Below are 24,077 nucleotides of genomic sequence, written 5' to 3'. Positions count from 1 at the left end.
CTGTCGGCATGCTCAAGAACGTGGTCGCGGTCGTGATGGAAGAGGTCCACCCCTTCGAACTCGGGGTGGCCTGCGAGGTGTTCGGCCTCGACCGGACCGAGGACGGACTGCCCGGCTACGACTTCGCGATCGCCGGCGCCCGCCCCGGTCCGCACCGCACCCACGCCGGTTTCACCATCGACGTGCCGCACGGCCCCGAGCGGCTCGCCGCCGCCGACCTGGTGGTGGTCACGGCCACCACCGTCAGCCGGGAGTACCCGGAGCCGCTGCTGGAGGCACTGCGGGCGGCCCACGCCCGCGGCGCCCGGGTGCTGTCCATCTGCAGCGGCGCGTTCGTGCTCGGCGCCGCCGGACTGCTGGACGGCCGCCGCTCCACCACGCACTGGCGGTACAGCGCCGAACTGGCCGCCCGGTACCCGCGGACCACGGTCGAGCCGGACGTCCTGTACGTGGACGAGGATCCGGTGATCACCTCCGCCGGTACGGCGGCCGGCATCGACGCCTGTCTGCACCTGGTCCGCCGGGTGCAGGGCGCCGAGGTGGCCCGGGGCATCGCCCGCCGGATGGTGGTGGCCCCGCACCGGGAGGGCGGGCAGGCGCAGTTCGTCTGCCGGCCGCTGCCGGAGGGGGACGGCGACTCGCTGTCCCCGCTGCTCGACTGGATGCGCCACCACCTGGACGAGGAGTCGACCGTCGAGCAGCTGGCCGCCCGGGTCCACATGTCGCCGCGCACCTTCGCCCGGCGCTTCCACCAGGAGACCGGCACCACCCCGCACCGCTGGCTGATCGGGCAGCGGCTGCTGTTCGCCCAGCGGCTGCTGGAGTCGACCAGCGAGCCGGTGGACGCGATCGCCGCCCGCTGCGGCTTCGGCAACGCGGCCACCCTGCGGCACCACTTCGGCCGCCGGCTGGGCACCACGCCGCTGGCCTACCGGCGCTGCTTCGCCGAGCCCGCCGCCAGGGTCGCCGTCCGGGTCTGAGCGCCGCTGCCCGCCGGTTCAGTCCGTGTGCTCCAGGTGCCCGGTGCCGTTCCAGTGCTCCGGCCGCAGCCGGCCGGCCTCGGCGCGCCAGAGGCTGGTGGAGCAGTTGCGCACCGGCTCCAGCGCGGTCAGCTGATCCTCGGAGAGCCGGTCCAGCGCGTAGCGGAGCATGAGCACCGTGCAGTCGTGCGCGACCAGCAGGACCGGCCGCCCGGCGTCCTCGGCGCAGACGTCGCGCAGCACGCTGCGCACCCGCAGGGCCACGTCGGCCCAGGACTCGCCGCCGGGCGGGCGGTAGTACAGCTCGCCCATCTTCCGCCGCCGGGCCGCCTCCTCGGGGTACTCGGCCTCGATGGCGGCCCGGGGGAGCATCTCCAGCACGCCGAGTTCGCGGTCGCGCAGCCGCTCGTCGTAGCGGACGGCGAGCGAGACCGGGACGGCGCCGAGGCCGGCCGCCTGGGCGAGCGCGATCCGGGCGGTCTCGGCGGTGCGCACGTACGGCGAGCACCAGACGCTGCGCGGCCGGTCGGCGCTGGGCAGCCCGGCCCACCAGCGGCCGAGGGCCTGCGCCTGCTGCTGGCCGTGCATCGAGAGCGGGATGTCCGCGTCCCGGCAGCTGATCGGGACACTGAGCGCGCCGGCCGCCTCGGCGTGCTGGAACTCGACGTTGGCGGTGGACTCGCCGTGGCGGGTGGCGATCAGGACGGAGGGGACGGAGGACAGGCCGGGGGCCGCGGTGGCGCCGGCGGGCCGGTGCGGGGCGGCCGTCCGGTGCCGTCCGTCGGTGTGGTGGTGCTGGCCGTTGAGGGTGGTGCCGAGTTCTGCCATTGCCGCCGCTCCCCGTGGGTCGATCAGTTGCCGGCCGGCCGGCTGTCGGTCCGGTCTGGTTGGTGCCCTGGTGTGGTGCCCAAATCACGCGGCCGTTCATACATATGATCGCGCCGTCCCCTCCAGTGTTGACGGAGGGGACGGCGCGAACACAGGGCGCGCACAGCACGTATCAGTGCGCTGCCACGGGCTCCGGCGCGTTCTTCGGCTCCACGTCGCCGCTCTCGGCGCTGTAGTCGCCCGGCCGGGTCTCGTCCGGCCCGTCGGGCGCCTTGACAGCGCGCAGGACCAGCGTGAGCACCACCGCGACCAGCAGGTTGAGGACGAAGGCGGTGAGCCCGATGTAGCCGATCTCGCCGATGCCGGGGATCTCGGCCGCGTTCCCGCCGAAGTGCTTGGTCTTCGGGCTGGCGATCCCGTAGGCCTTCCAGGTGCCGTAGACCATGCCGGCCGCCCAGCCGGCGAGCAGCGCCCAGTGGTGGAACCAGCGGGTGAACAGGCCGCCGACGATGGAGACGAAGGTCTGCAGGATCCACAGGCCGCCGAGCAGCTGGAGGTTGATCGCCGCCTGCTTGTCCATGCCGAGCACGAAGACCAGCGCGCCGACCTTGACCAGCAGCGAGACCAGCTTGGCGACCCGGGTCTCGTCGGCCGGGGTGGCGGTGGGCCGCAGGAACTCCTTGTAGACGTTGCGGGTGAACAGGTTCGCCGCCGCGATGGACATGATCGCGGCCGGCACCAGCGCGCCGATCCCGATCGCGGCGAAGGCGACGCCGGTGAACCAGTCGGGGAACATGTTCTCGAACAGCTGCGGCACCGAGAGCTGGGTGTTGAAGCCCTTGTCGCCCTTGCCGACGCCGGCCGCGATCGCCATGAAGCCGAGCAGCGCCAGCAGGCCGAGCATCAGCGAGTAGGCGGGCATGATCGCCATGTTCCGGCGCACGGTGTTGCGGGACTTGCTGGCCAGCACGCCGGTGACCGAGTGCGGGTACATGAACAGGGCCATCGCCGAGCCGAGCGCCAGCGTCGCGTACGTCCACTGCTTGTTCTCGGGCACGGTCAGCGAGCCGCCGGACTTGGGCGCGGCGAACTTCTCGCCGACCGTGTCGAAGATGTGGCCGTAGCCGCCGAGCCGGATCGGGATGTAGATCACCGCGACGATGATCACCACATAGACGAGGGCGTCCTTGACGAAGGCGATCAGCGCCGGCGCGCGCAGCCCGGAGGAGTAGGTGTAGGCGGCGAGCACCCCGAAGGCGATGAACAGCGGCAGGTCCTTGACGAACCAGTTCGCGTTCTCGCCGCCGCCGACGCCCAGCACGTCCAGCACCGCCTGGATGCCGACCAGCTGGAGCGCGATGTACGGCATGGTGGCGAGGATGCCGGTCAGCGCGACCATCAGCGACAGCGGCCGGGAGCCGTACCGTCCGCGCACGAAGTCGGCGGGGGTGACGTAGCCGTGCACCCGGGAGACCGACCAGAGCCGGGGGAGGAAGAGGAAGACCAACGGGTAGGCGATGATCGTGTAGGGGACGGCGAAGAAGCCCGCCGCGCCGGTCGCGTAGACCGCGGCGGGCACGGCCACGAAGGTGTAGGCGGTGTAGAGGTCGCCGCCGAGCAGGAACCAGGTGACCCAGGTCCCGAAGCTGCGTCCGCCCAGGCCCCATTCGTCCAGGTGGTGGGCGTTGTCGGCCCGCCGCCACCGGGAGGCCAGGAAGCCCATCACGGTGACCAGCAGGAAGAAGAGGACGAAGACCGTCAGCGCGGGCACGTTGACCCCGTTCATCGGACCTCACCCGCCTTCCCGGCGCGAGCGGCCCGGCGGGCCTTCTCGTCGCGGTTGATCAGCAGGTAGGCCGCGACCGTGAAGACGGCCGAGGCCGGCACCCAGAGCAGCTGGTACCAGTAGAAGAAGGGGACGCCGCCCGCCTCGGGGCCGAGCTTGTCGTACGAGCCCACCCAGAGCATCGCGACGATCGGCACCAGCAGGGCGAGCACGGCCAGCACCCGCTCGGGGGTCACCACCGGCAGGGCGTGGCCCGGTGGCTCTTCTGGCTCGGGCATGACAGGTCGGTCGGTGTCAAGGTCTGACGACATGGTTCGGCTCCGCTCCGGAGGGTCTCACCTCGCCGGCGCCGCAGCCCCGGGGGACCGCACAGCCCCGTGGCCCGCCGAGCAGCACCACTGGTGATCGGCAGTCAGTATGGATGCGGAATCTAGAGCATTGCGTGATCCATGTCACCGGATTCGGCGCAGATTCCCGCCATCCGGACCTGCCGCGCGCCCCTGGTGCGCCACGGGCCCCGGCGCGTACGCCGGGGCCCGGAAGCAGTGGGGGTGGTGCGGGAGGGCGTTCGCTACGCCGGCTCGGGCCGCTGGAGGCGGGTGATGAACTTGTAGCGGTCGCCCCGGTAGATCGAGCGGACCCACTCGACCGGATCGCCCTCGGCGTCGAAGGAGTGCCGGGACAGCTGGAGCATCGGCAGACCGAGGTCGGAGCCGAGCAGTCCGGCCTCGCGCGGGTCGGCCAGGGTGGTCTCGATGGTCTCCTCGGCCTCGGCCACGGTCACCCCGTAGACCTCGCGCAGGGCCGTGTAGAGGGAGTTGTGCTTGGCCAGGTTGCGGCGCAGGGCCGGGAAGCGCTTGGCGGACAGATGGGCCACCTCGATGGCCATCGGGTCGCCGTTGGCCAGCCGCAGCCGCTCGATCCGCAGCACCCGGCCGCCGGGCTTGATGTCCAGCAGCGGGGCCAGCCGGTCGTCGGCGGTGATGTAGCCGATCTCGATCAGCCGGGAGGTGGGCTCCAGCCCCTGGGCGCGCATGTCCTCGGTGTAGGAGGTCAGCTGGAGGGCCTGGGCCACCTTGGGCTTGGCGACGAAGGTGCCCTTGCCCTGGATGCGCTCCAGCCGCCCCTCGACGACGAGCTCCTGGAGGGCCTGCCGGACGGTGGTGCGCGAGGTGTCGAACTGCGCCGCCAGTGCCCGTTCGGGCGGTACCGGGGTACCGGCGGGCTGGGTCTCGGTGAGCTGCAGCAGGTGGCGCTTGAGGCCGTAGTACTTCGGCACCCTGGCGGTCGGGTCCGTACCGCCCTGGGCCGCGGGGCTCTTCACCTGGGGGTCGTTGACCTGGGCCGTGCTGCCCCCGTCGCTGCTCATCGGACGTGTCTCCCGCTTCTCGCGGGGCCCCTGGGGGGCCTCGCCACTTCATTAACGGCTCACATCGTTGCATGTATGGCTACGGAACGAATACCTCATCACGCGATGAACGATGTGCGGTGTCGGCTTGATAACGGGTGGTCCTGATCGGTCGAACAGCCGTTGACAGGCCCATTGGTCTAGGCCAAGCTCCAGGCATCTGGTCTACACCACTAGGCCGGTCACTATGAATCCCCCCACCCGTTCGCTGGAGTCCGCGGCACCATTCCTCCCACCTCGTGTGGGTATGCCGCTGCCACCCGACGGGGGTAACCAGGCATCCCTCAGGAGGATGGCGTGAAGCGTCAGCTCATCGCGGCGGTCGGCGTCGCGGCCATGGTTGTTGGTCTCGCGGCCTGTGGCTCGGACGCCAAGAAGGACGACAGCAACAACTCCGCGTCCGGCAGCTCGTCCGCCGCGGCCGGCGGCAAGAAGGACTACAACGGCAAGACGCTCAAGGTGTGGCTGATGACCGGCTCGGCCCCCAAGGGCTGGGAGGACTCGGTGAAGGCCGAGTTCGAGTCCACCTACCCGGGCTCCAAGGTCGACTTCCAGATCCAGGAGTGGACCGGCATCGGCCCCAAGGTCACCGCCGCGCTCTCCGAGGGTTCCGTCGACGTCCTCGAGGTCGGCAACACCCAGACGGCGGGCTACGCCGCCACCGGTGGTCTGCTGGACATCACCAAGGACAAGGCCGCCATCGGCGGTGCCGACTGGGCCGCCAACCAGAGCGAGTCGGCGATCCTGGACGGCAAGCAGTACGCCGCCCCGTGGTACGTCACCAACCGCGTCGTCTCCTACAACAAGGACCTCTGGGCGAAGGCCGGTCTGAGCGTCCCGAAGACCCTGGACGAGTTCTACACCGCGCTGGACAAGCTCAAGACCACCGACGGCGTCGCCGACCCGATCTACATGCCGGGCCAGGAGTGGTACGTCTACTTCGGTCTCCTCACCAGCGAGGGCGGCAAGCTGGCGAAGAAGGACGGCGACAAGTGGACCGGCGGTCTGTCGTCCCCCGAGGCGCAGAAGGCCTTCGAGACCTACAAGAAGCTCCAGAGCTACTCGGCCACGGGTGCGAAGGACAAGGACGAGGCCAAGCCGCAGCAGAAGGACGTCTTCGGCAAGGGTGACGTCGGCTCGATCATCGGTCTCGGCTGGGAGCTCCCGGACGAGAAGGCCATGGCCAAGGACAAGATCGGCTTCTTCCCGCTCCCGGGCAAGACCGCCGACAAGCCCTCCGGCGTGTTCCTCGGCGGCTCGAACCTGGCCGTCGCCTCGGCCAGCAAGAACACCGACATGGCCAAGGACTTCCTGAAGGTCGCCCTCAACGACAAGAACGAGGGCGCGGTCGCCGCCTCGGGCCTCATCCCGAACAAGGCCTCGCTGAACGACAAGGTCGTCGGCGACTTCGCCTCGGCCGCGAAGCTGGCCGCGGGTGTCGGTGGCATCACCCCGACCACCCCGAACTGGGCGAGTGTCGAGAACGACCCGAACCCGATCAAGGAGTTCCTGACCGCGGCCCTGACCGGCGACTACGCCGCCGCCGCCAAGAAGGCGGACGACGAGATCGCCAAGCGTCTCAACGCCAAGCAGTAGCAGTCGAGCGGCGTCGCTCACCGGCCCCCGGCGGGGGGCCGGTGGGCGACGCCTGTCCGTCGTGGTCGGGTTGTCAGGAAGAGAGAACGATGGCTGTGCATTCGGAGCGGGTGCAGACACAGTCCCCGGAGTCAGGGAAGGCTGCTGTGGCCACTATTGAGACGAGCGCCGCCCGTGGCAACGGCGCCGGCACCGCGAAGAAGAGCGCCAGACGGGCGGACGGGCCGGGCCTCGGCTCACGGTTCGCGCCGTATCTGCTGCTCCTGCCCGCCACCGTGGCCACCCTGGGCCTGTTGGGCTGGCCCCTGCTGAAGACCGTCCTGGTCTCGTTCCAGAACCTGAACGCGCGCCAGCTCGTCCAGCACCTGACCGAGTGGAACGGCTTCGAGAACTACACCGAGCAGCTCAAGGACGAGCAGTTCTGGGCCGTCACCGGCCGCTCGGTCGCCTTCACCGTGCTGAACGTCTTCCTGATCATGGTCGGCGGCGCGCTGGTCGGCCTGCTGCTCAACCGGCTCGGCAAGAAGATGCGGCTGCTGCTGTCGATCGGCCTGCTGTTCGCCTGGGCGATGCCGGTGGTCGCCTCGACCACGGTCTACACCTGGCTGTTCGAGACCAGGTTCGGCGTCGTCAACTGGGTCCTGGACGCCCTGGGCTGGCACTCGATGGCCGACTACAACTGGACCGGCAGCCAGTACTCGACCTTCTTCGTGATCCTCCTGCTGCTGGTCTGGGGCTCGATCCCGTTCGTGGCGTTCAACATGTACGCCGCGCTGACCACCATCCCCAAGGAGCTCTACGAGGCGGCCCGGATGGACGGCGCCGGATCGGTGAAGATCTTCACCGCGGTGATGTTCCCCAACCTCAAGCCGTTCTTCCTGGCCACGACCTTCCTCGAGGTCATCTGGATCTTCAAGGCCTTCACCCAGATCTACGCGATCAAGGCCGGCGGCCCCGACGGGCTCACCCGGACCCTGCCGATCCACGCCTTCCTGGAGGGCTCCGGCCGCCAGCACTACGGCACCGGTGCCGCGATCGCGGTGCTCACCATCCTGATCCTGGGCGTCCTGATGGCGTACTACTTCCGGATCATTCTCAAGCAGGAGGACGAGCTGTGAGGCGCTCGCTCATCGGACGTACCTGGCCCAACGTCGTCGCGGTCGTCCTCTTCGTCTTCTTCGCGTTCCCCGTCTACTGGATGATCAGTACGGCCTTCAAGCCGACGAAGGACATCATCAGCAAGACGCCGGTGTTCGTGCCGCTGGACGCGACCCTGGAGCACTTCAGGACCGCGGTCAACGTGCCGAAGTTCTGGACGTACACCGCCAACAGCTTCATCGTCACCATCCTCGCGGTGGTGATCTCGCTGGTGATCGCCACGCTGGCGTCCTTCGCCATCGCGCGGATGCGCTTCCGCGGCCGCAAGGTCTTCGTGCTGGTCATCATGGCCGCGCAGATGGCGCCCTGGGAGGTCATGACCATCGCGGTCTACCTGGTCTCCCGCGACAACGAGATGCTGAACAGCCTCGTCCCGCTCACCGCCTTCTACATGATGATGGTGCTGCCCTTCACCATCTGGACCCTGCGCGGCTTCATCGCGGCGGTCCCGAAGGAGCTGGAGGAGTCGGCCATGGTGGACGGCTGCACCCGCACCCAGGCCTTCGTGAAGGTGATCTTCCCGCTGCTGGCGCCGGGCCTGATGTCCACCTCGCTGTTCGGCTTCATCACGGCGTGGAACGAGTTCCCGCTCGTCCTCATCCTCAACAAGACCGACGGCCAGACCCTGCCGCTGTGGCTGTCCTCGTTCCAGACCGCCTTCGGCAACGACTGGGGCGCCACCATGGCGGCGTCGACGCTGTTCGCCCTCCCGGTGCTGATCCTGTTCGTCTTCCTGCAGCGCAAGGCGGTCGGTGGCCTCACCGACGGCGCCGTGAAGGGCTGATCCCATCGTGAGCATCCTCGTTCCCACCCTCCCGGCCTCCGACCAGCTGCACCGTGACGCGCTGACCGTGCTCCAGCCCGGCTTCGTCGGCACCGAGCCGCCGGAGTGGCTGCGCCGGCACCTCGCGGCCGGCCTCGGCTCGGTCGCGCTGTTCGACCGCAACGTGGCCGACCTCGGCCAGCTGGCCGCCCTCACCGCCGCGCTGCGGGCCGAGAACCCCGACCTGCTGATCGCCATCGACGAGGAGTCCGGCGACGTCACCCGGCTGGAGGCGGGCTCCGGCTCGTCCTGGCCGGGCAACCTCGCCCTCGGCGCGATCGACGACCCGGCGCTGACCCGGGACGTCGCCCGTGAGCTGGGCCGGGCCCTGGCCGCCGCCGGCGTGAACTACAACTGGGCGCCCACCGCCGACGTCAACTCCAACCCGCGCAACCCGGTGATCGGCGTCCGCTCCTTCGGCGCCGACCCGGAGCTGTGCGCCCGCCACACCGCCGCCTGGGTCGAGGGCCTGCAGTCGGCCGGCGTCGCGGCCTGCTCCAAGCACTTCCCGGGCCACGGCGACACCGCCGTCGACTCGCACCACGGGCTGCCGGTCATCGACGTCGACCTGGACGTGCTGCGTGCCCGCGACCTGGTGCCGTTCCAGGCCGCCATCGCCGCCGGGACCAAGGCCGTGATGACGGCCCACATCATGATCCCGGCGCTCGACCCGAAGCTGCCCGCCACGCTCAGCCCCACCGTGCTGCGCGACCTGCTGCGCGCGGCCCCGCAGGACGGCGGCCTGGGCTACCAGGGCCTGATCGTCAGCGACGCGATCGAGATGGGCGCCATCGCCGACACCTTCGGCATGGGCGAGGGCACCGTGCTGGCCCTGGCGGCCGGCGCGGACGCGATCTGCGTGGGCGGCGGGCTGGCCGACGAGGCCACCGTGCTGATGCTGCGGGACGCCATCGTGGCGGGCGTGCAGTCCGGCCGGCTCCCGGAGGAGCGGCTCGCCGACGCGGCCGCCCGGGTGCGCGCGCTGGGCAGCTGGGGCCGGATCGCGGCCCAGGGCGAGCGGCCGGAGGCGGACCTCGCGGTCGGCCTGCGGGCGGCCCGCCGGGCGCTGCGGGTGGTCCGGGCGCCGGGCCGGGAGGTCCTGCCGGTGACCGAGCGTCCCTACGTGGCCTCGTTCTCCGCCGAGCCCAACATCGCCGTCGGCGACGTCACCCCGTGGGGCGTGGCCGGCATGCTGGCCGACCGCTTCCCGGGCACCCGGACCCGTGAGGTCGGCCCGGAGGCCGCCGCGCCGCAGGTGCTGGACGCGGTGGTGGCCGAGGTGCTGGCCGAGGCCGCGGACCGCCGCCTGGTGCTGGTGGTCCGGGACGTCCACCGGCACGAGTGGATGTCGGCCGCGCTGGCCCGCCTGGTGGCGGCCCGGCCGGACGCCGCGGTGGTCGAGATGGGCCTGCCGCAGTCCGAGCCGGTCGGCGCGCTGCACATCGCCACCCACGGCGCGGCCCGGGTCTGCGGCCTGGCCGCCGTCGAGGTGCTCACCGGGCAGCCGGGGGCGATCGGCTGAGTCCCCGCCGGACCGTGACACCGGGGGCCGCGAGGCACCCCGCCGACGGGCCCGTCATGCGCATGGCGCATGGCGGGCCCGTCGGCGTCCCCGGGGCCGCGGCGGGCAGGTTGACCTGCCGATTCGGCCGACCTGACGGTGTTCCCTCAAATCCGTCTTAAGACACCCTTAAGTCCTACTTAGGGTGACCGTCGCGCAACTGATCGCCCACGGGGTACAACAGGTCTGCAACGGCCCTTCCTGCCAGGCCATTTGGCGTTGACACCAGCAGTGGTCTAGGCCAGGCTCCAGTCCATCCGGTTCGAATTTCAATTTCACCGGATGTGGTATTGGCCCACCCCGAAGCTCTTCGCCGCCCTCCCCGGACACCGTCCCGTCGGGCGCCAGCACGCTGCCGGCGGGCACAGCTCAAACACCTCGGAGGATGGCGTGGGAAAGCGTCGGTTCATGGCGTCGGTCGGCATCATGGCGCTGGCCGCGGGTCTGACGGCCTGTTCGTCGGGCGGTCCGGCCTCCAACGGCAAGTCGGCCTCGGCGGACCCGCAGTCCGCCACCGGCACCGTCACGGTCTGGTTGATGGACGATGCCCAGAAGAACTGGCCGGACCTCGTCCAGCGGGTGAACGACGAGTTCGCGGCCAAGTACCCGAAGGTCACCCTGCGGCTCGCCTACCAGGGTTGGGCCGACAAGGTCGCCAAGCTCGACAAGGCGCTCGGCGACGGCACCGCCCCGGACGTGGTCGAGCTCGGCAACACCGAGACCATGAAGTACGTGCTCTCCGGAGCGCTGGCGCCGGTCGAGCGGAACACCTTCGACAACGCCGACAGCTGGATCAAGGCGCTCGCCAACACCTGCACCTACCAGGACAAGCTCTGGTGCGTGCCCTACTACGCGGGCGCCCGGGTCGCGATCTACAACTCGGCGGCCCTCCAGCAGGCGACGGGCAGCGCCGACTTCCCGAAGACCGAGGACGAGCTGCGCACGGCCCTGGACCGGATCGCCGACAAGAACAAGGCCGACCGCACCTACTCGCCGCTCTACCTGCCCGGCCCGTACTGGTACGCCGCGATGAGCTACGTCTCCGCGTACGGCGGCGCCATCGCCCGCTTCGACAGCGGCGGCAACTGGCACGGCACCCTCAACGACCCCAAGTCGCAGCAGGGCATCACCCACTTCGTCGACCTGGTGCGCAAGTACAACAAGGGCGATCTGACGCTCAACGAGCAGAACCAGTACGAGGCGATGGCCCGCGGCCACGCGGCGACCTTCTACGGCAACGGCTACGAGGCCGCCAGCGTCGCCGCGCCGGTCACCGGCGACCCGGGCCTCAAGGACGCCGTCAAGGTGGCCACGATGCCCGGACCGGGCGGCAAGCCGCTGCCGACCTTCATCGGCGGCTCGGCGCTCGCCGTCACCGCGAAGTCGCCCGCCGCGGCCCTGGCCACCGACTGGGTCCGGATGTTCACCAGCACCAAGTCCGAGCAGGCGCTGGCGGACAAGGACATCCTGCCGAACAACCTCACCCAGCTGAACCCGCTGAAGACCAAGCCCGCCACCGCCGCCGCGGCCAACGCGGTGCCGGACGCCTGGTTCACCCCGCTGGCCCCCGGCTGGGGCCTGGTGGAGAAGCAGAAGATCCTGCCGGACATGCTGACCGCCGTCCTCAAGGGCAAGTCGGTGGACCAGGCCACCAAGGAGGCGGACGCCGCCATCGACCAGCTGATCAACAAGGCCGGCTGAGCAGTCGCCGCCCCGGATCCGGAGCCCCTCCCCGCACCGCCGGGAGGGGCTCCGCACTCCCGGCGGCACCCCCGGCGGCCGCCGGACCCGGCGCGACCACGTCCTCGGATGTGCCGCACCCGGGCGGCCCCCGTAGGATTGCCGCAGCAATCACCGGAGCGAGTGTGCGGACTCGCCGCCGTAGAGGTCCCCGCCGGGCATTCCCGCCCGGGCGGGGTGGAACCATCTCATCGGAGGCACCCCACGATGTCCGACACGCAGACCGTCCCTGGCCGGATCATGGCGGCGGAGATGGCCGAGCAGCCGGCCGTCCTGCAGCGCATCCTCGACGAGGGCGCCCCCAAGATCTTCGAGATCGCCGGGCAGATCGCCGCCCGCAAGCCGCGCTTCGTCCTGCTGACCGCGCGCGGCACCTCGGACAACGCGGCGCTGTACGCCAAATACCTGATCGAGATCCTGCTCGGCAAGCCGGCCGGTCTCACCTCGATGTCCACCACCACCGCGTACGGGGCCCAGCCGGACCTCACCGACGTGCTGGTGATCACCGTCAGCCAGTCGGGCGGCTCGCCCGACCTGGTCGCCTCCACCAAGGCGGCCCGCGAGGCCGGGGCCATCACCCTGGCCGTCACCAACAACGCGGGCTCGCCGCTGGCCGAGGTCTCCGAGTTCCACATCGACGTGCTGGCGGGCCCGGAGAAGGCGCTGCCGGCCACCAAGACCTACACCGCCGAGCTGCTCGCGCTCTACCTGCTGATCGAGGGCCTGCGCGGCGGCGACGGCGCGGCCGCCAAGGACCTGCCGGAGCTGGCCACCGGGATCCTGGCCCGCCAGGACGAGGTCAAGGCGCTGGCCGAGCGCTACCGCTTCGCCCAGCGCCTGGTCATCACCTCGCGCGGCTACGGCTACCCGACCGCCCGCGAGGCGGCGCTGAAGCTCATGGAGACCACCTACATCCCGGCCTCCCCGTTCTCCGGCGCCGACCTGCTGCACGGCCCGCTGGCCATGGTCGACAACGTCTCCCCGGTCATCGCGATCGTCCCGGACGGCAAGGGCGGCGAGGCCCTGCAGCCGGTGCTGGACCGCCTGCGCGGCCGTGGCGCGGACCTGGTCGTGGTGGGCCAGCAGGCGCAGGTCGAGTCCGCCTCGGCGGGCTTCGCGCTGCCGGCCGGCGTGCCGGAGGAGGTGCAGCCGATCCTGGAGATCCTGCCGCTGCAGCTGCTGGCCTACGAGGTCACCATCGCCCGCGGCCAGGACCCGGACGCCCCCCGCGCCCTCGCCAAGGTCACCGAGACCCACTGACGCGGAAAACGCCGAGACCCCCGTCCACAGCCTGTGGACGGGGGTCTCGGCGTTTCGGCCTCTCCGCCGCCGGGGCGGAACGGGCCTGGAAAGCACTACGGGCCACGGCGCCGACACGGGACCCTCAACCCTCCCTCCTTGCCCGCCAGCGGGCAGGAGGGGCCCATGGCACCGCAGCCCGGGCCTGGAAAGCACTACGGGCCACGGCGCCGACACGGGACCCTCAACCCATGCGGCACCGCAGCCCGGAGCTGTCGTCGGGCGCCGTGTATGACCGAGAACTGTGCGGGGTCCTCGCTCGGCGGCGTCCGACCGAGGAGGGGCCTCGCGCGGTCAGGGCAGTTGCGCGGTGGGCCTCTCCTTGGTGCCCTTTCATTGTGGACTAGACCAATCTGGCTTGTCCAGGCCGACCCGAAAATTGGTCTGGACAACTTGGGGGCCCGGTCGCGGCACCCGCCGGCCGGGGGTGCGACCGGGCCGTCCGCGCGCCCCTGGAGCTACGCTCACCCTGTGCCCTCGCTGAACGAACTCGTCCGCCGCCACACCACCCTGACCGGTGCCGATGTGGAGTGGCTGCACATGCTGGTCTCGGAGTGGCAGCTGCTCTCCGACCTGTCTTTCGCCGACCTGGTCCTGTGGATCCCCACCTGGGACGGCATCCGGTACGTCTCGGTCGCCCAGATGCGGCCCAACACCGGCCCGACCTCCTACCAGGACGACATGGTCGGCCACCTCGTCCCGCGCGGCCGCCGCCCCCTGCTGGACGCCGCCTACGACGAGGGCCGGATCGTGCGCGAGGGCGACCCGGAGTGGCGCGAGGAGGTGCCGGTCCGGGTCGAGTCCATCCCGGTGCGGCGCGAGGGCAAGGTGCTCGGGGTGATCGCCCGCAACACCAACCTGCTGACCGTCCGCACCCCCAGCCGGCTGGAGCTCACCTATCTGCAGAGCGCCTCCGACCTGGCCCAGATGATCGCCGCCGGCACCTTCCCCTACCCCGGGGTCGAACAGACCGACATGGACGCCGCGCCCCGGGTCGGCGACGGCCTGATCCGGCTCGACGCGGACGGCGTGGTCACCTACGCCAGCCCCAACGCGCTCTCCGCCTACCACCGGCTCGGCCTCACCGCCGACCTGGTCGGCAGCCACCTGGGCCGGGCGACCGCCGAACTGGTGCCGCCCTCCCGGGCGGCCGTGCACGAGGCACTGGTCAAGCTCGCGAGCGGCTGGGCGCCCCGGCAGACCGAGGTGGAGGTCCAGGGCGGGGTGGTGACCCTGCGGGCCATCCCGCTGAAACCCAAGGGCACCCTGACGGGTTCGCTGGTGCTCTGCCGGGACGTCACCGAACTGCGCCGCCGCGACCGCGAACTGATGACCAAGGACGCCACCATCCGGGAGATCCACCACCGGGTGAAGAACAACCTGCAGACGGTCGCCGCGCTGCTGCGCCTGCAGTCCCGCCGGATGGACTCGGACGCCGGCCGGGCCGCGCTGGACGAGGCGGTCCGCCGGGTCGGCTCGATCGCGATCGTGCACGAGACGCTCTCCCAGGCCCTGGACGAGAAGGTGGCCTTCGACGAGATCGCCGACCGGGTGCTGGCCATGGTGGTGGAGCTGTCCCAGGACGGCCGGGTGGCGACCCGGCGCAGCGGCAGCTTCGGCATCCTCTCGGCCGAGGTGGCCACCCCGCTGGCGATGGTGCTCACCGAGCTGCTGCAGAACGCGCTGGAGCACGCCTTCGGGCCGAGCGCCTCCGGCAGCCTGGAGGTCAGCGCGCTGCGCGGCCGGGCGCCGGCCACCGGGATGGGCTGGTCGGACAGTTGGAACGGCGGGGCGCGGCCGGAGGAGTACCTGCTGATCACCGTGCAGGACGACGGCAAGGGCATGCCGGAGGGCTTCGACCCGCAGCAGGCGGGCAACCTCGGGCTGCAGATCGTCCGGACGCTGGCCACCGGGGAGCTGGGCGGCACCTTCGACATGGTGGCGGGCCCGACCGGCGGCACCAAGGTGGTGCTGGAGATCCCGGTGCGCTGAGGCGCATCGAGGTGTGGGGGGAGCGTGCGACTGGCGTGAGCGCCGGTGGTCCGCTCCTTCACCACCGGCCGCTTCACCGTCCGCGGTGTGAAGACGGCAGGGGACGGCAGGAGACGGCGGAAGACAAAAACGAGGCCCTGTCGACCGGGGGGGGGGGGGGTCGACAGGGCCTCTCAACCCGTTCCGGCCGTCGGGGGGAGTCGGCCGGAACGGGGGCTCTAGTGTGCGCCACTCGCCGGTGCGTTGCACACGGTGAGCGCCACAGCTCCACAATATTGCTCTAAGTGAACAGTATCAAGTGGCTGGGCGGGCAAGTGTCGCGGGACCTTGTCGAGCAAGGCCCTTTGTGCGGAAGGCTTCACCAGGAAGTGCAGGCGAAGCCTTTGATCATGTGTTGATCGTTGCGGTGGTCACTGCTGGTACTACGGCGTGTGATCAGGCGGTGCGGGTCAGGCCGTGCGGGCGCGGTTGCGGGCGGCGCGACGCTTCATCGCACGACGCTCGTCCTCGCTCATGCCGCCCCAGACGCCGGCGTCCTGGCCGGTCTCGAGGGCCCACTGGAGGCACTGCTCCATGACCGGACAGCGGCGGCACACGGCCTTGGCTTCCTCGATCTGCAGCAGAGCAGGACCGGTGTTCCCGATCGGGAAGAACAGCTCCGGGTCCTCTTCGCGGCAGACAGCGCGGTGGCGCCAGTCCATGGTCGTCCAACTCCTCCTGCCGACGGGGGTCACCCGCACGGCACATCGATGGCTTGTGAATGTGAACGCTTTCACGAATCCCGCAACAGCAAAAGAGACCAAAGGCCCATCGGGCCCGGGAGGTCTGTGCTGGGGAGGGATTCGGCGATTCGAGGGACACTCCGCGGTCGGCATCCAACAGGTTCTGAGGTTGCCGTCGCTGCGATGTGTCCCGATCGCCATGTAGAGGTTCGCAAACCTCGGGCCCGGATACAACCCCCTTCAGGGAGGAATTTTTGATTCTTCGGTGTCGCCTAGCTCACAGCCAGTACTTCTATGGAGTGAAGGGGGCTTGTGCGTTCGAGAAGAAGGGTGAAGGGCCCTTCTAGTCACACAATCACACGCAGTGCCCGCCGTACGCCTGTGAAACTGACGCGACTCCTGGACCCAAGGTGGTCCCCGTCGACCTGGAACGGGGCCGGTTCCTCCGAAACCAAGGTGAAGTGACGGACGTCGTGATAGGAGACGACGTGCTTGCCGGAGGGGCCCGGCGATGCGGCGCCGTCGCTCGAAGGCCCGTGCGACCGCAGGATCTGACGGACCGTTCGAGCAGTGCCGAACGCTGTCATCCGGGTGATGCCGAAGACGTCGAGGTCCGCGTCGAAGGAGGCCAACGGCGAGGGATAGACCGGGCGGTTGCCCAGGAACGTCCACGGCGAGGTGTTGCTGACTATCGCCAGCGCCAGGCCGGGCACCGGCCCGCGGCCCGCCAGTTCCAAGGAAACGGGGCCCGATCTGCGCTGCTCACGCTGGGTGACGAAGTGGCGGAGCGCCTGGGTGACATAGAGCGCGTGCGTGGACTTGCGCCCCGCCCGGCGCTGCTCCTCGACCCGGCCGACCACTCCGGCGTCGAAGCCGAGCCCCGCGGTGAAGGTGAACCAGCGGTCCGGCAGCCCCTCGGTCATCGCCTTGCCCAGCCCGATCGGGCGCTCCCGCCGGCTCTCCAGGGCGTTCAGCAGCGCGCCGGTCGCCTCCACCGGGTCGTTCGGCAGGCCCAGCGCGCGGGCGAACACATTGGTCGAACCGCCCGGCACCACGGCCAGCCGGGGGACCTTCTCGCCCGGGCCGTGCGAGAGCAGGCCGTTGACCGCCTCGTTGACGGTGCCGTCGCCGCCCAGGGCCACCACCAGGTCGACCGCGCCGTCCTCCACCGCCTCGCGGGCCAGGTCGCGCGCGTGGCCCCGGTACTGGGTCTGCGCCACCTCCAGCTTGAGGTCGCTGCGCAGGGCGTGGATCAGGACGTCCCTGGTGCGGCCGCTGGTGGTGGTCGCTTTCGGGTTGACGACCAGGAGAGCGCGCATGTGCTCAGCCTACGGGTCGGTACGGACCTCCCGGCGGCTACCCTGCTGGAGTGACCGCAGAATCCTCCGCACCCGTACCCGCGCCCGGTGCCGGCCGTCCGACCGCCCTCACCGTGGGCGCCGCCATCACGGCCGTCGCGGGCGCCGCGCTGGCCGTCGTGGGCGTCTGGGACATGGTCGCCGCGCTGTCCGGCCAGTCCAAGCAGCTCGCCCTGAACGAGTTCGGCGGCCTGGTGATCGTGCTGCTCGGCGTGCTGCCGCTGCTCGCGGCCCGGGCGCTGCTCCAGGGCCGCCGCTGGGGCCGCAGCCCGGCCGTGCTGACCAACTCGATCTGCCTGCCGGTGGCCTACTACATGTGGCAGAGCGGCGGCACGATGGCCGCCGTCGGGGTGGGCGTCGGCCTGCTCGGCCTGGCCGGCATCGGCGCGCTGCTCAGCCCGAAGTCGACGGCGGCCCTCTACGCTCCGCACGAGGGCTGAGCGCGGAGGGCCGCCGCCTTCCGGTGCCGCACCGACCGACGGCCGCCGCCCGGCGGCCGTCGGTCCTGCTTTCCCGGTCCTACTCCTCGACCAGCAGCTTCTCCCGCAGCTGCGCGAGCGTCCGGGCGAGCAGCCGGGAGACGTGCATCTGGGAGATGCCCACCTCGGCGGCGATCTGGGACTGCGTCATGTTCCGGAAGAACCGCAGCACCAGGATCTTCTGCTCCCGGGGCGGCAGTTGGGCGAGCAGCGGCTTGAGCGACTCGCGGTACTCGACGCCCTCCAGGGCCTCGTCGGTGGCGCCCAGGGTGTCCGCGACGGCCGGCGACTCGTCGTCGTTGTCCGGCACGTCCAGTGACAGCGTGGAGTACGCGTTGGCGGACTCCAGCCCCTCCAGCACGTCCTCCTCGGAGATCCCGAGGTGCTCGGCCAGCTCGTGCACCGTGGGGGAGCGGCCGTGCCGCTGGGAGAGCTCGCTGGTCGCCGTGGTGAGCGACAGCCGCAGCTCCTGGAGCCGGCGCGGCACCCGGACCGCCCAGCCCTTGTCGCGGAAGTGCCGCTTGATCTCGCCGACGATGGTCGGCGTCGCGTAGGTGGAGAACTCGACCCCGCGCTCGTGGTCGAAGCGGTCCACCGACTTGATCAGTCCGATGGTGGCGACCTGGGTGAGGTCGTCCAGCGGCTCGCCCCGGTTGCGGAACCGCCGGGCCAGGTGCTCGACCAGCGGGATGTGCATCCGCACCAGCTGGTTGCGCAGCTCGACGCGCTCCGGGGAGCCCTCGGGCAGCGCGGACAGCCGGACGAACAGGGCCCGGGCCGCTTCGCGGTCCGGGGCACCGCTGCGCTGCGGAGCCTGGGCGGGCACCGCGGCGCGCAGCGCCCGGGCCGCCTCCTCGGCGGCCCCGTCCTCCGGGCCGTCGCTGTCCGGACCCCCGTCCGGGCGGTCGGCCGGCGGGAGGTCCGCGGCCGACGGCACGGGCGGGGGCGACTGATCGGGCGACGACTCGGGCGTCGGCTCGGTCGGCTGGCTCATCCGGTGGGCGTCCTTCGGGTGCGCTTCGTCGTTGGCGGCGAGGCCGGGGACGCTCGCCTGGGTCGGTACGGCAGGGCCCGCCGTCGCGAGGCCGGTACGGTCCAGATCACTCACGGCCATTCCCCCGTTCCGTTCCGGGAGCACCGGGACCGCCGGTCCCGGTTCGTCTCGATGGTCGTACCGCCGGGTGGGGGCGGTACCGGGAGCCGTCCGCCCGGCCCGTTGGTGCCGGGCGGACGGCCCTTGTTCGGTGCTGCTGCCGCGCTGCCGCGGCGGACCTAGTGGGCGGCGGAGCCGCCGCGCTTCTTGTGCAGGCTGATCGACACGGTCTTGTCCTCGGCGACCGTGGACTCGACCTCGCCGGCCAGTGCGGAGAGCACGGTCCAGGCGAAGGTGTCGCGTTCGGGTGCCCGGCCGTCGGTGGTGGGCGCCGAGACGATCACCTTCAGGGAGTCGCCGACCAGGCGGAACTCGCAGCAGAGGATCGAGCCGGGGACAGCCTGCTGGAGCAGGATGGCGCAGGCCTCGTCGACCGCGATCCGCAGGTCCTCGATCTCGTCCAGGGTGAAGTCCAGCCGGGCCGCGAGGCCCGCCGTGGCTGTACGCAGGACCGAGAGATAGGCCCCGGCCGCGGGCAGCCGGACCTCCACGAAGTCCTGGACTCCGGGCTCGCCGTCGATCTGGGACACCCTCACCTCCTGGGTGACGCGCTGTGCTTCCGGGCCGGTGGCCGCGGCACTGTCTGTTGCTTGGCTCAACTGCTTCGCCCCAACTGTCCAGAGGGGTGGTGCGGTACGTACCGGTCATACCCCTCGGGGGTCGCCCGGACGCCGCCGTCCGCCCGAGACGTTACCGCGTTCGTGCCCCGGAGCGGGAGTCACTCATGGTAAGGCATCGCGACTCAGGGTGGCAGGGGTCCGACGAGGAGCTTGTGCGCCCTCCGCGTACGCCCTCCGCGCGCCCGGTCCGGTGCACCGGTTCGGCGCCCCCGATCAGCGCTCCGGATCAGCGGGAGCCGGCGGCGGTGAGCGCCTCGCCGGTGAGGCGGTAGACGGTCCACCCGTCCATCGGGACCGCGCCGAGTGCCTTGTAGAAGTCGATCGAGGGCCGGTTCCAGTCCAGCACCGACCACTCGACCCGGGCGTAGCCGCGCTCGACGGCGATCCGGGCCAGCTCCAGCAGCAGCGCCTTGCCGTGGCCGCCGCCGCGGGCGGTCGGGTCCACGTAGAGGTCCTCCAGGTAGATCCCGTGGCTGCCGCGCCAGGTCGAGAAGTTGAGGAACCAGAGCGCGAAGCCGACCGGCTCGCCGGTGGTGTCGTCCTCGGCGATCAGGCCGAACACGGCCGGCTGCTCGCCGAACAGGGCGGCCCGCAGCTGCTCCTCGGTGGCGATCGCCTCGTGGGCGGCCTTCTCGTACTCGGCGAGTTCGTGGATCATGCGGTGGACCACGGGGACGTCGGCGGGGACTGCGGTGCGGATCATGGCTCCGAGCCTACTTGGGCCGCCCCGTTCCCGTCCCGGGCCGGGCCGGGGGCCCGGGACGGCCGGTGCCTCAGCGGGCCGGGACGGTCCGCAGGTAGGCCGCCAGCGCGGTGACCGCGGCCGGGTTGCGGGGGCTCTCGACCAGGTCGACGTAGTCCAGTACGAAGATCCGGTCGTTGCGGACGGCCGAGACGCCGGCCAGCGGCGGGAAGGACTTCAGGAACTGCCGCTTCGCCTCGGCGTCGGGGGTGCCGTAGTTGTTGATCACGATCACCTCGGGGTCGCGCTCGACCACGGTCTCCCAGCCCACGGTGGCCCAGGAGTCGGCGAGGTCCCCGGTCACGTTCCGCCCGCCGGCCTTGGTGATGATCTCCTCCGGGGCGGCGAACCGGCCGGAGGTGAAGGGCTTGTCCTCGCCGCTGTCGTACAGGAAGACGCCCGGGCGGTACGCGGGCTCGGGGACGGCCGCGATCTCCGCCTTGAACCCGGCGATCAGCCGGTCCGCCCGGTCCCGGACGTCGAAGATCTCGCCCAGGTTGGCGAGGTCCGTGTACAGCGCGTGCAGCGGGGACATCACGCCGCGCTCCGTGCCCTTGCCGCTGCGGCAGGACTCGCTGAGCACGTAGGAGCCGATGCCGAGGCCGGCCAGGGCCTGCGGGGTGACGCCCCGGCTCTCGTCGAAGCCGTAGTGCCAGCCGGCGAACACCAGGTCGGCCCTGGCCTCCAGTGCGATCTCCTTGGTGATCTGCTGCTTGGAGAGCCACGGGGCGCGCTGGTAGGCGTCCTTCCAGGCGACCTTGTCGACCTGGCCCTTGTCGTCCGGCATCACATAGCCGGCCATCCGGTCCTCCAGCCCGAGCGCGAACATCAGCTCGGTGATGCCGACGTCGTTCGTGACCACCCGGGCGGGCTTCTGCCGGAAGGTGACCGGGGCGCCGCAGTTCTCGACGGTCACCGGGTAGTGGGCGGAGGCGGCGGCGCCGTCGCCGCGCGGGGCGATCTCGGCGCCGCAGCCGGTGAGGGCGAGGGCGAGCAGGGCGGCGGCGGCAACGGCCTTGGTGCGCATGGTGGGTCCTCGGGGCGGTGGGCGGTCGGTGGTACGGAGAACGGTCGGTCGTACCTGGAGACGGTCCGGGCCGGGCGTTCGGACGGGTCGGTCAGGGCAGGCGGTCGAACAGCAGCTGGACGGCGCCGGTGACCGGGTGCCGGACCGGCGTCGCGCGGACCTTGAACACCTCGGCCAGCAGCCCCGGTTCGAGCACCTCGGCGGGCGGTCCGGAGGCGACGATCCGCCCCTCCGCGAGCACGTACAGCAGATCGCAGTGCCCGGCGGCCAGATTGAGGTCGTGCAGCGCGGTGAGCACCGTCGTCCCGGCCTCCCGGACCAGCGCCAGCACCTCCAACTGATGGGTGATGTCCAGGTGATTGGTGGGTTCGTCGAGCACCAGCACCCGGGGCTCCTGGACCAGCGCGCGGGCGATCAGCACCCGCTGCTTCTCGCCCCCGGAGAGGCTCAGGAAGCCCCGGCCGGCCAGGTGCCCGGCGCCGACCCGGCCCAGCGCGGCGGCGCAGTGCTCCTCGTCGGCCGCGGACGGGCCGGCCAGGGCGCCGCGCCGGTGCGGCAGCCGGCCCATGCCGACCACCTCGGCGACGGTGAAGTCGAACTCGGCGGAGTGCTCCTGCGGCAGCGCCGCCACCCGCCGGGCGGCCTCGCGCGGGGCGAGCCGGTGGACCTCCTCGCCGCCCAGCAGGACGGCCCCGGCGGCGGGCCGCAGCGCCCGGTAGACGCAGCGCAGCAGGGTGGACTTCCCGCTGCCGTTCGGGCCGACCAGGCCGACCACCTGGCCGGCGGCGGCGGTCAGGGTGACCTCGTGGACCAGCCGGACGCCGGCCAGGTCGACCGAGACCCGGTCGACGGCGAGGTCCAGGGCCCCGGTGCCGGCGGCGCTCACCGGCCGCCCCCGAAGGCGTAGCCGCGACGGCGCATCAGCAGCAGGAAGCAGGGCACCCCGACGGCCGCGGTGACCACGCCGACGGGCAGTTCGGCGGGGGCCAGCAGGGTGCGCGAGACGATGTCCACCCAGACCAGCAGCAGGGCCCCGGCGAGCGGCGCGACCAGCAGCAGCCGGCGGTGGCCGGCGCCGACCAGCATCCGGGCCAGGTGCGGGACCATCAGTCCGACGAAGCCGATTGCCCCGCTGACCGCGACCACGGTGCCGGTGACGGCCGCGGTCACCACGAACAGCGCGCGCCGCAGCCGGTCCGGGTCCACACCGAGCGAGGCGGCCGTCTCGTCGCCCATCGCCAGCGCGTCCAGCCGTCCGGCGGCGCGGGCCAGGTACGCCAGCCCGGCCAGTACGGTGACGGCGGCGATCGGCACCGAGCCCCAGGTGGCCCCGCCGAGGCTGCCGAGCAGCCACATCATGGCCGAGCGGGCGGCCTCGCCGCGGGCGGCGGCGAAGACCATCAGCGCGGTCACGGCGGAGAAGCCGTAGGACATCGCGGTGCCGGTGAGCACCAGCCGCAGCGGGGTGAGCCCGTGGGCGGTACGGGCCGTCAGATAGACCAGCACCATGGCCAGCAGGGCCGAGACGAAGGCGGAGGCGGAGAGCGCCCAGACGCCGAGCGAGGCGAAGGCGCCGAACATCAGCACGGCGTTGGCGCCGACCGAGGCCCCGGAGGAGATGCCGAGCACGAAGGGGTCGGCGAGCGCGTTGCGGACCATCGCCTGGACCGCGACCCCGGTGGCGGCGAGTCCGGCGCCGACCACGGCCGCCAGGACGGCGCGCGGCAGCCGGATCTCCCAGACGATGGCGTACGCGGCGGCCTCGTCGGCCTCCAGCCGACCGCCCGTCAGGCCGGCGCCCAGGAGCCGCAGGACCTGGCCCCAGCCGAGGCCGGCGGAGCCGACCGCGACGGCGCAGACCAGCGAGCCGAGCAGGGCCGCGGCGAGTGCGGCGGCCAGCGGGAGGGCGGGTGTCCGGCGGGGGCCCGGTGGGGCCGCGGCGGTGGCCGGTGCGGCCGCGGTGGTGCTGCTCACTGGTGGCACGCCTTGCCTCGGGCCGGGTGCGGCGAGGGGCGGCGCGTCCGGGCGCGGGTGTGCCGGGGCGCCATCCCCTCGCAGTCCGCGGCGAGTTGTCGGGAGGTCGGCGTCCCCGGGCGATCGGGCTCACGGCCGCGGGGGCCGCTTACCGTTGCGGGTCAGCGCCGGATTCGCACCGGCTTCCCCCGCGGGACGCCCTGGCAGCATAACAAGCACTCACCAGCTATGACCCTTACCGTTCGAACGGTCGTGCCCGTCCGGCCCCGAACGCGCGACCGCCCCCGTCCGGATCCGGACGGGGGCGGCCGAAAGGCGACCGGGCGGGGATCAGCCCTGCTTGGTCTCCCAGAAGATCTTGTCCACCTCGGCGATGAGGTCGAGCAGCGCCTGGCCGGTGGCCGGGTCGGTGGACGCCTTGGCGGCCGAGGCGGCCTTCAGGGTGTCGTTGATGAGCTGGTGCAGCTGCGGGTACTTCTCGAAGTGCGGGGCCTTGAAGTAGTCGCTCCACAGCACCGAGATGTGGTGCTTGACCGCCTCGGCGCGCTGCTCCTTGATGATGACCGCGCGGGCGCGGAAGTGCGCGTCCTCGTTGGCCTGGTACTTCTCCTGGGTGGCCTTCACCGACTCGGCCTCGATCCGGGCCTGGGCCGGGTCGTAGACACCGCAGGGCAGGTCGCAGTGGGCGTGGGCGGTGGCGCGAGGTGCAAACAGACGAGAGAACATGGGAGTCCTTCCTTAGATCGTCTTCCCGCGCCCGAGATTACCTGCCGGACCGTCCGGTTTCCCGGCCGGGCGGCCCGCCCAGGGCAAAAGACGGAGCCGGAACCG

General features: G+C 71.6%; 22 protein-coding genes and 1 riboswitch. Of the genes, 9 read left to right on the top strand and 13 right to left on the bottom strand.

The window, feature by feature from the left end; genetic code table 11:
- The first annotated feature begins 8 nt into the window (after positions 1-8).
- A complete protein-coding gene (locus ADK60_RS23710) occupies positions 9-980 on the top strand; it encodes a helix-turn-helix domain-containing protein (protein ID WP_053648752.1) in 972 nt (323 codons plus the stop codon).
- Between the two features lie 18 nt (positions 981-998).
- Here the strand turns inward: ADK60_RS23710 and ADK60_RS23705 are convergent, their stop codons facing one another.
- The 4 genes from ADK60_RS23705 to ADK60_RS23690 form a co-directional block, all read right to left on the bottom strand.
- Positions 999-1,808 carry a histidine phosphatase family protein gene (locus ADK60_RS23705; protein WP_107094701.1) on the bottom strand — a complete coding sequence of 270 codons (810 nt, stop codon included), beginning with the start codon at positions 1,806-1,808 and terminating at the stop codon, positions 999-1,001.
- A gap of 172 nt (positions 1,809-1,980) precedes the next feature.
- A complete protein-coding gene (mctP, locus tag ADK60_RS23700) occupies positions 1,981-3,594 on the bottom strand; it encodes a monocarboxylate uptake permease MctP (protein WP_053648750.1) in 1,614 nt (537 codons plus the stop codon).
- Entirely contained in the window at positions 3,591-3,872 is a 282-nt protein-coding gene (locus ADK60_RS23695; RefSeq protein ID WP_078896340.1) for a DUF3311 domain-containing protein, read from the bottom strand. Before ADK60_RS23695 ends, mctP begins: the two co-directional genes overlap by 4 nt.
- Positions 3,873-4,165: 293 nt before the next feature.
- On the bottom strand, positions 4,166-4,963 hold the full coding sequence (locus tag ADK60_RS23690) for a GntR family transcriptional regulator (protein ID WP_030392873.1): 798 nt from the start codon (positions 4,961-4,963) through the stop codon (positions 4,166-4,168).
- A gap of 336 nt (positions 4,964-5,299) precedes the next feature.
- Here ADK60_RS23690 and ADK60_RS23685 point away from each other — a divergent pair, with 336 nt between their 5' ends.
- The 7 genes from ADK60_RS23685 to ADK60_RS23655 all read left to right on the top strand — a co-directional run bounded on the left by ADK60_RS23685 (position 5,300) and on the right by ADK60_RS23655 (position 15,171).
- Entirely contained in the window at positions 5,300-6,598 is a 1,299-nt protein-coding gene (locus tag ADK60_RS23685) for an extracellular solute-binding protein (protein ID WP_045939118.1), read from the top strand.
- A gap of 89 nt (positions 6,599-6,687) precedes the next feature.
- A complete protein-coding gene (locus ADK60_RS23680) occupies positions 6,688-7,716 on the top strand; it encodes a carbohydrate ABC transporter permease (protein ID WP_045939119.1) in 1,029 nt (342 codons plus the stop codon).
- Complete coding sequence (locus ADK60_RS23675; RefSeq protein ID WP_045939120.1) at positions 7,713-8,540, top strand: carbohydrate ABC transporter permease; 828 nt, start codon at positions 7,713-7,715, stop codon at positions 8,538-8,540. The genes ADK60_RS23680 and ADK60_RS23675 overlap by 4 nt, the downstream gene beginning before the upstream one ends.
- A gap of 7 nt (positions 8,541-8,547) precedes the next feature.
- The gene (locus tag ADK60_RS23670) at positions 8,548-10,101 is read left to right on the top strand and encodes a glycoside hydrolase family 3 protein (protein WP_053648748.1); all 1,554 of its coding nucleotides are present in this window, start codon (positions 8,548-8,550) and stop codon (positions 10,099-10,101) included.
- A 447-nt stretch (positions 10,102-10,548) separates the two neighbouring features.
- Positions 10,549-11,841 carry a type 2 periplasmic-binding domain-containing protein gene (locus tag ADK60_RS23665; RefSeq protein ID WP_053648746.1) on the top strand — a complete coding sequence of 431 codons (1,293 nt, stop codon included), beginning with the start codon at positions 10,549-10,551 and terminating at the stop codon, positions 11,839-11,841.
- 246 nt (positions 11,842-12,087) lie between these two features.
- A complete protein-coding gene (locus tag ADK60_RS23660) occupies positions 12,088-13,140 on the top strand; it encodes an SIS domain-containing protein (RefSeq protein ID WP_045939123.1) in 1,053 nt (350 codons plus the stop codon).
- 510 nt (positions 13,141-13,650) lie between these two features.
- Positions 13,651-15,171 (top strand): sensor histidine kinase, encoded by a 1,521-nt coding sequence (locus tag ADK60_RS23655; RefSeq protein ID WP_234371228.1) that lies wholly within the window; start codon positions 13,651-13,653, stop codon positions 15,169-15,171.
- A gap of 449 nt (positions 15,172-15,620) precedes the next feature.
- Here the strand turns inward: ADK60_RS23655 and ADK60_RS23650 are convergent, their stop codons facing one another.
- Entirely contained in the window at positions 15,621-15,872 is a 252-nt protein-coding gene (locus ADK60_RS23650) for a WhiB family transcriptional regulator (RefSeq protein ID WP_014138019.1), read from the bottom strand.
- A 368-nt stretch (positions 15,873-16,240) separates the two neighbouring features.
- On the bottom strand, positions 16,241-17,212 hold the full coding sequence (locus ADK60_RS23645; protein WP_045939124.1) for a diacylglycerol/lipid kinase family protein: 972 nt from the start codon (positions 17,210-17,212) through the stop codon (positions 16,241-16,243).
- A 50-nt stretch (positions 17,213-17,262) separates the two neighbouring features.
- Between ADK60_RS23645 and ADK60_RS23640 the strand changes: the two genes are divergently transcribed.
- Positions 17,263-17,691, top strand: coding sequence for a hypothetical protein (locus tag ADK60_RS23640; RefSeq protein ID WP_053648744.1), 429 nt, complete (start codon positions 17,263-17,265; stop codon positions 17,689-17,691).
- Positions 17,692-17,770: 79 nt separating this feature from the next.
- On the opposite strand, the gene ADK60_RS23635 is transcribed toward ADK60_RS23640, so the two are convergent.
- The 7 genes from ADK60_RS23635 to sodN all read right to left on the bottom strand — a co-directional run bounded on the left by ADK60_RS23635 (position 17,771) and on the right by sodN (position 23,972).
- Complete coding sequence (locus tag ADK60_RS23635) at positions 17,771-18,838, bottom strand: RNA polymerase sigma factor SigF (RefSeq protein WP_234325889.1); 1,068 nt, start codon at positions 18,836-18,838, stop codon at positions 17,771-17,773.
- A gap of 164 nt (positions 18,839-19,002) precedes the next feature.
- A complete protein-coding gene (locus ADK60_RS23630) occupies positions 19,003-19,413 on the bottom strand; it encodes an ATP-binding protein (protein WP_045939126.1) in 411 nt (136 codons plus the stop codon).
- A gap of 316 nt (positions 19,414-19,729) precedes the next feature.
- Complete coding sequence (locus tag ADK60_RS23625; protein WP_045939127.1) at positions 19,730-20,206, bottom strand: GNAT family N-acetyltransferase; 477 nt, start codon at positions 20,204-20,206, stop codon at positions 19,730-19,732.
- Between the two features lie 70 nt (positions 20,207-20,276).
- Positions 20,277-21,272 carry an ABC transporter substrate-binding protein gene (locus ADK60_RS23620; protein WP_053648741.1) on the bottom strand — a complete coding sequence of 332 codons (996 nt, stop codon included), beginning with the start codon at positions 21,270-21,272 and terminating at the stop codon, positions 20,277-20,279.
- A gap of 91 nt (positions 21,273-21,363) precedes the next feature.
- Positions 21,364-22,158 (bottom strand): ABC transporter ATP-binding protein, encoded by a 795-nt coding sequence (locus ADK60_RS23615; RefSeq protein WP_502687449.1) that lies wholly within the window; start codon positions 22,156-22,158, stop codon positions 21,364-21,366.
- Positions 22,155-23,246: a FecCD family ABC transporter permease gene (locus ADK60_RS23610; RefSeq protein WP_045939129.1), complete on the bottom strand. Its 1,092-nt coding sequence runs from the start codon at positions 23,244-23,246 to the stop codon at positions 22,155-22,157. Before ADK60_RS23610 ends, ADK60_RS23615 begins: the two co-directional genes overlap by 4 nt.
- Before the next feature lie 97 nt (positions 23,247-23,343).
- A riboswitch (cobalamin riboswitch) is annotated at positions 23,344-23,478 on the bottom strand.
- A gap of 98 nt (positions 23,479-23,576) precedes the next feature.
- Positions 23,577-23,972 (bottom strand): superoxide dismutase, Ni, encoded by a 396-nt coding sequence (gene sodN, locus ADK60_RS23605; RefSeq protein ID WP_030392857.1) that lies wholly within the window; start codon positions 23,970-23,972, stop codon positions 23,577-23,579.
- Positions 23,973-24,077: the final 105 nt, after the last annotated feature.

It is taken from the genome of Streptomyces sp. XY431 (assembly GCF_001279805.1).
GTDB lineage: Bacteria > Actinomycetota > Actinomycetes > Streptomycetales > Streptomycetaceae > Kitasatospora > Kitasatospora purpeofusca.
Note: the sequence above shows the minus strand (reverse complement) of the source record. Positions and strands in the feature narration are given on the sequence as shown.

Bases quoted from the DNA above. Each gene is read 5' to 3' on its own strand.
- ADK60_RS23710 (WP_053648752.1), top strand. From the start codon at position 9: ATGCTCAAGAACGTGGTCGCGGTCGTGATGGAAGAGGTCCACCCCTTC.
- ADK60_RS23705 (WP_107094701.1), bottom strand. From the start codon at position 1,808: ATGGCAGAACTCGGCACCACCCTCAACGGCCAGCACCACCACACCGAC.
- mctP (WP_053648750.1), bottom strand. From the start codon at position 3,594: ATGAACGGGGTCAACGTGCCCGCGCTGACGGTCTTCGTCCTCTTCTTC.
- ADK60_RS23695 (WP_078896340.1), bottom strand. From the start codon at position 3,872: ATGCCCGAGCCAGAAGAGCCACCGGGCCACGCCCTGCCGGTGGTGACC.
- ADK60_RS23690 (WP_030392873.1), bottom strand. From the start codon at position 4,963: ATGAGCAGCGACGGGGGCAGCACGGCCCAGGTCAACGACCCCCAGGTG.
- ADK60_RS23680 (WP_045939119.1), top strand. From the start codon at position 6,688: ATGGCTGTGCATTCGGAGCGGGTGCAGACACAGTCCCCGGAGTCAGGG.
- ADK60_RS23665 (WP_053648746.1), top strand. From the start codon at position 10,549: ATGGCGTCGGTCGGCATCATGGCGCTGGCCGCGGGTCTGACGGCCTGT.
- ADK60_RS23660 (WP_045939123.1), top strand. From the start codon at position 12,088: ATGTCCGACACGCAGACCGTCCCTGGCCGGATCATGGCGGCGGAGATG.
- ADK60_RS23650 (WP_014138019.1), bottom strand. From the start codon at position 15,872: ATGGACTGGCGCCACCGCGCTGTCTGCCGCGAAGAGGACCCGGAGCTG.
- ADK60_RS23645 (WP_045939124.1), bottom strand. From the start codon at position 17,212: ATGCGCGCTCTCCTGGTCGTCAACCCGAAAGCGACCACCACCAGCGGC.
- ADK60_RS23625 (WP_045939127.1), bottom strand. From the start codon at position 20,206: ATGATCCGCACCGCAGTCCCCGCCGACGTCCCCGTGGTCCACCGCATG.
- ADK60_RS23620 (WP_053648741.1), bottom strand. From the start codon at position 21,272: ATGCGCACCAAGGCCGTTGCCGCCGCCGCCCTGCTCGCCCTCGCCCTC.
- sodN (WP_030392857.1), bottom strand. From the start codon at position 23,972: ATGTTCTCTCGTCTGTTTGCACCTCGCGCCACCGCCCACGCCCACTGC.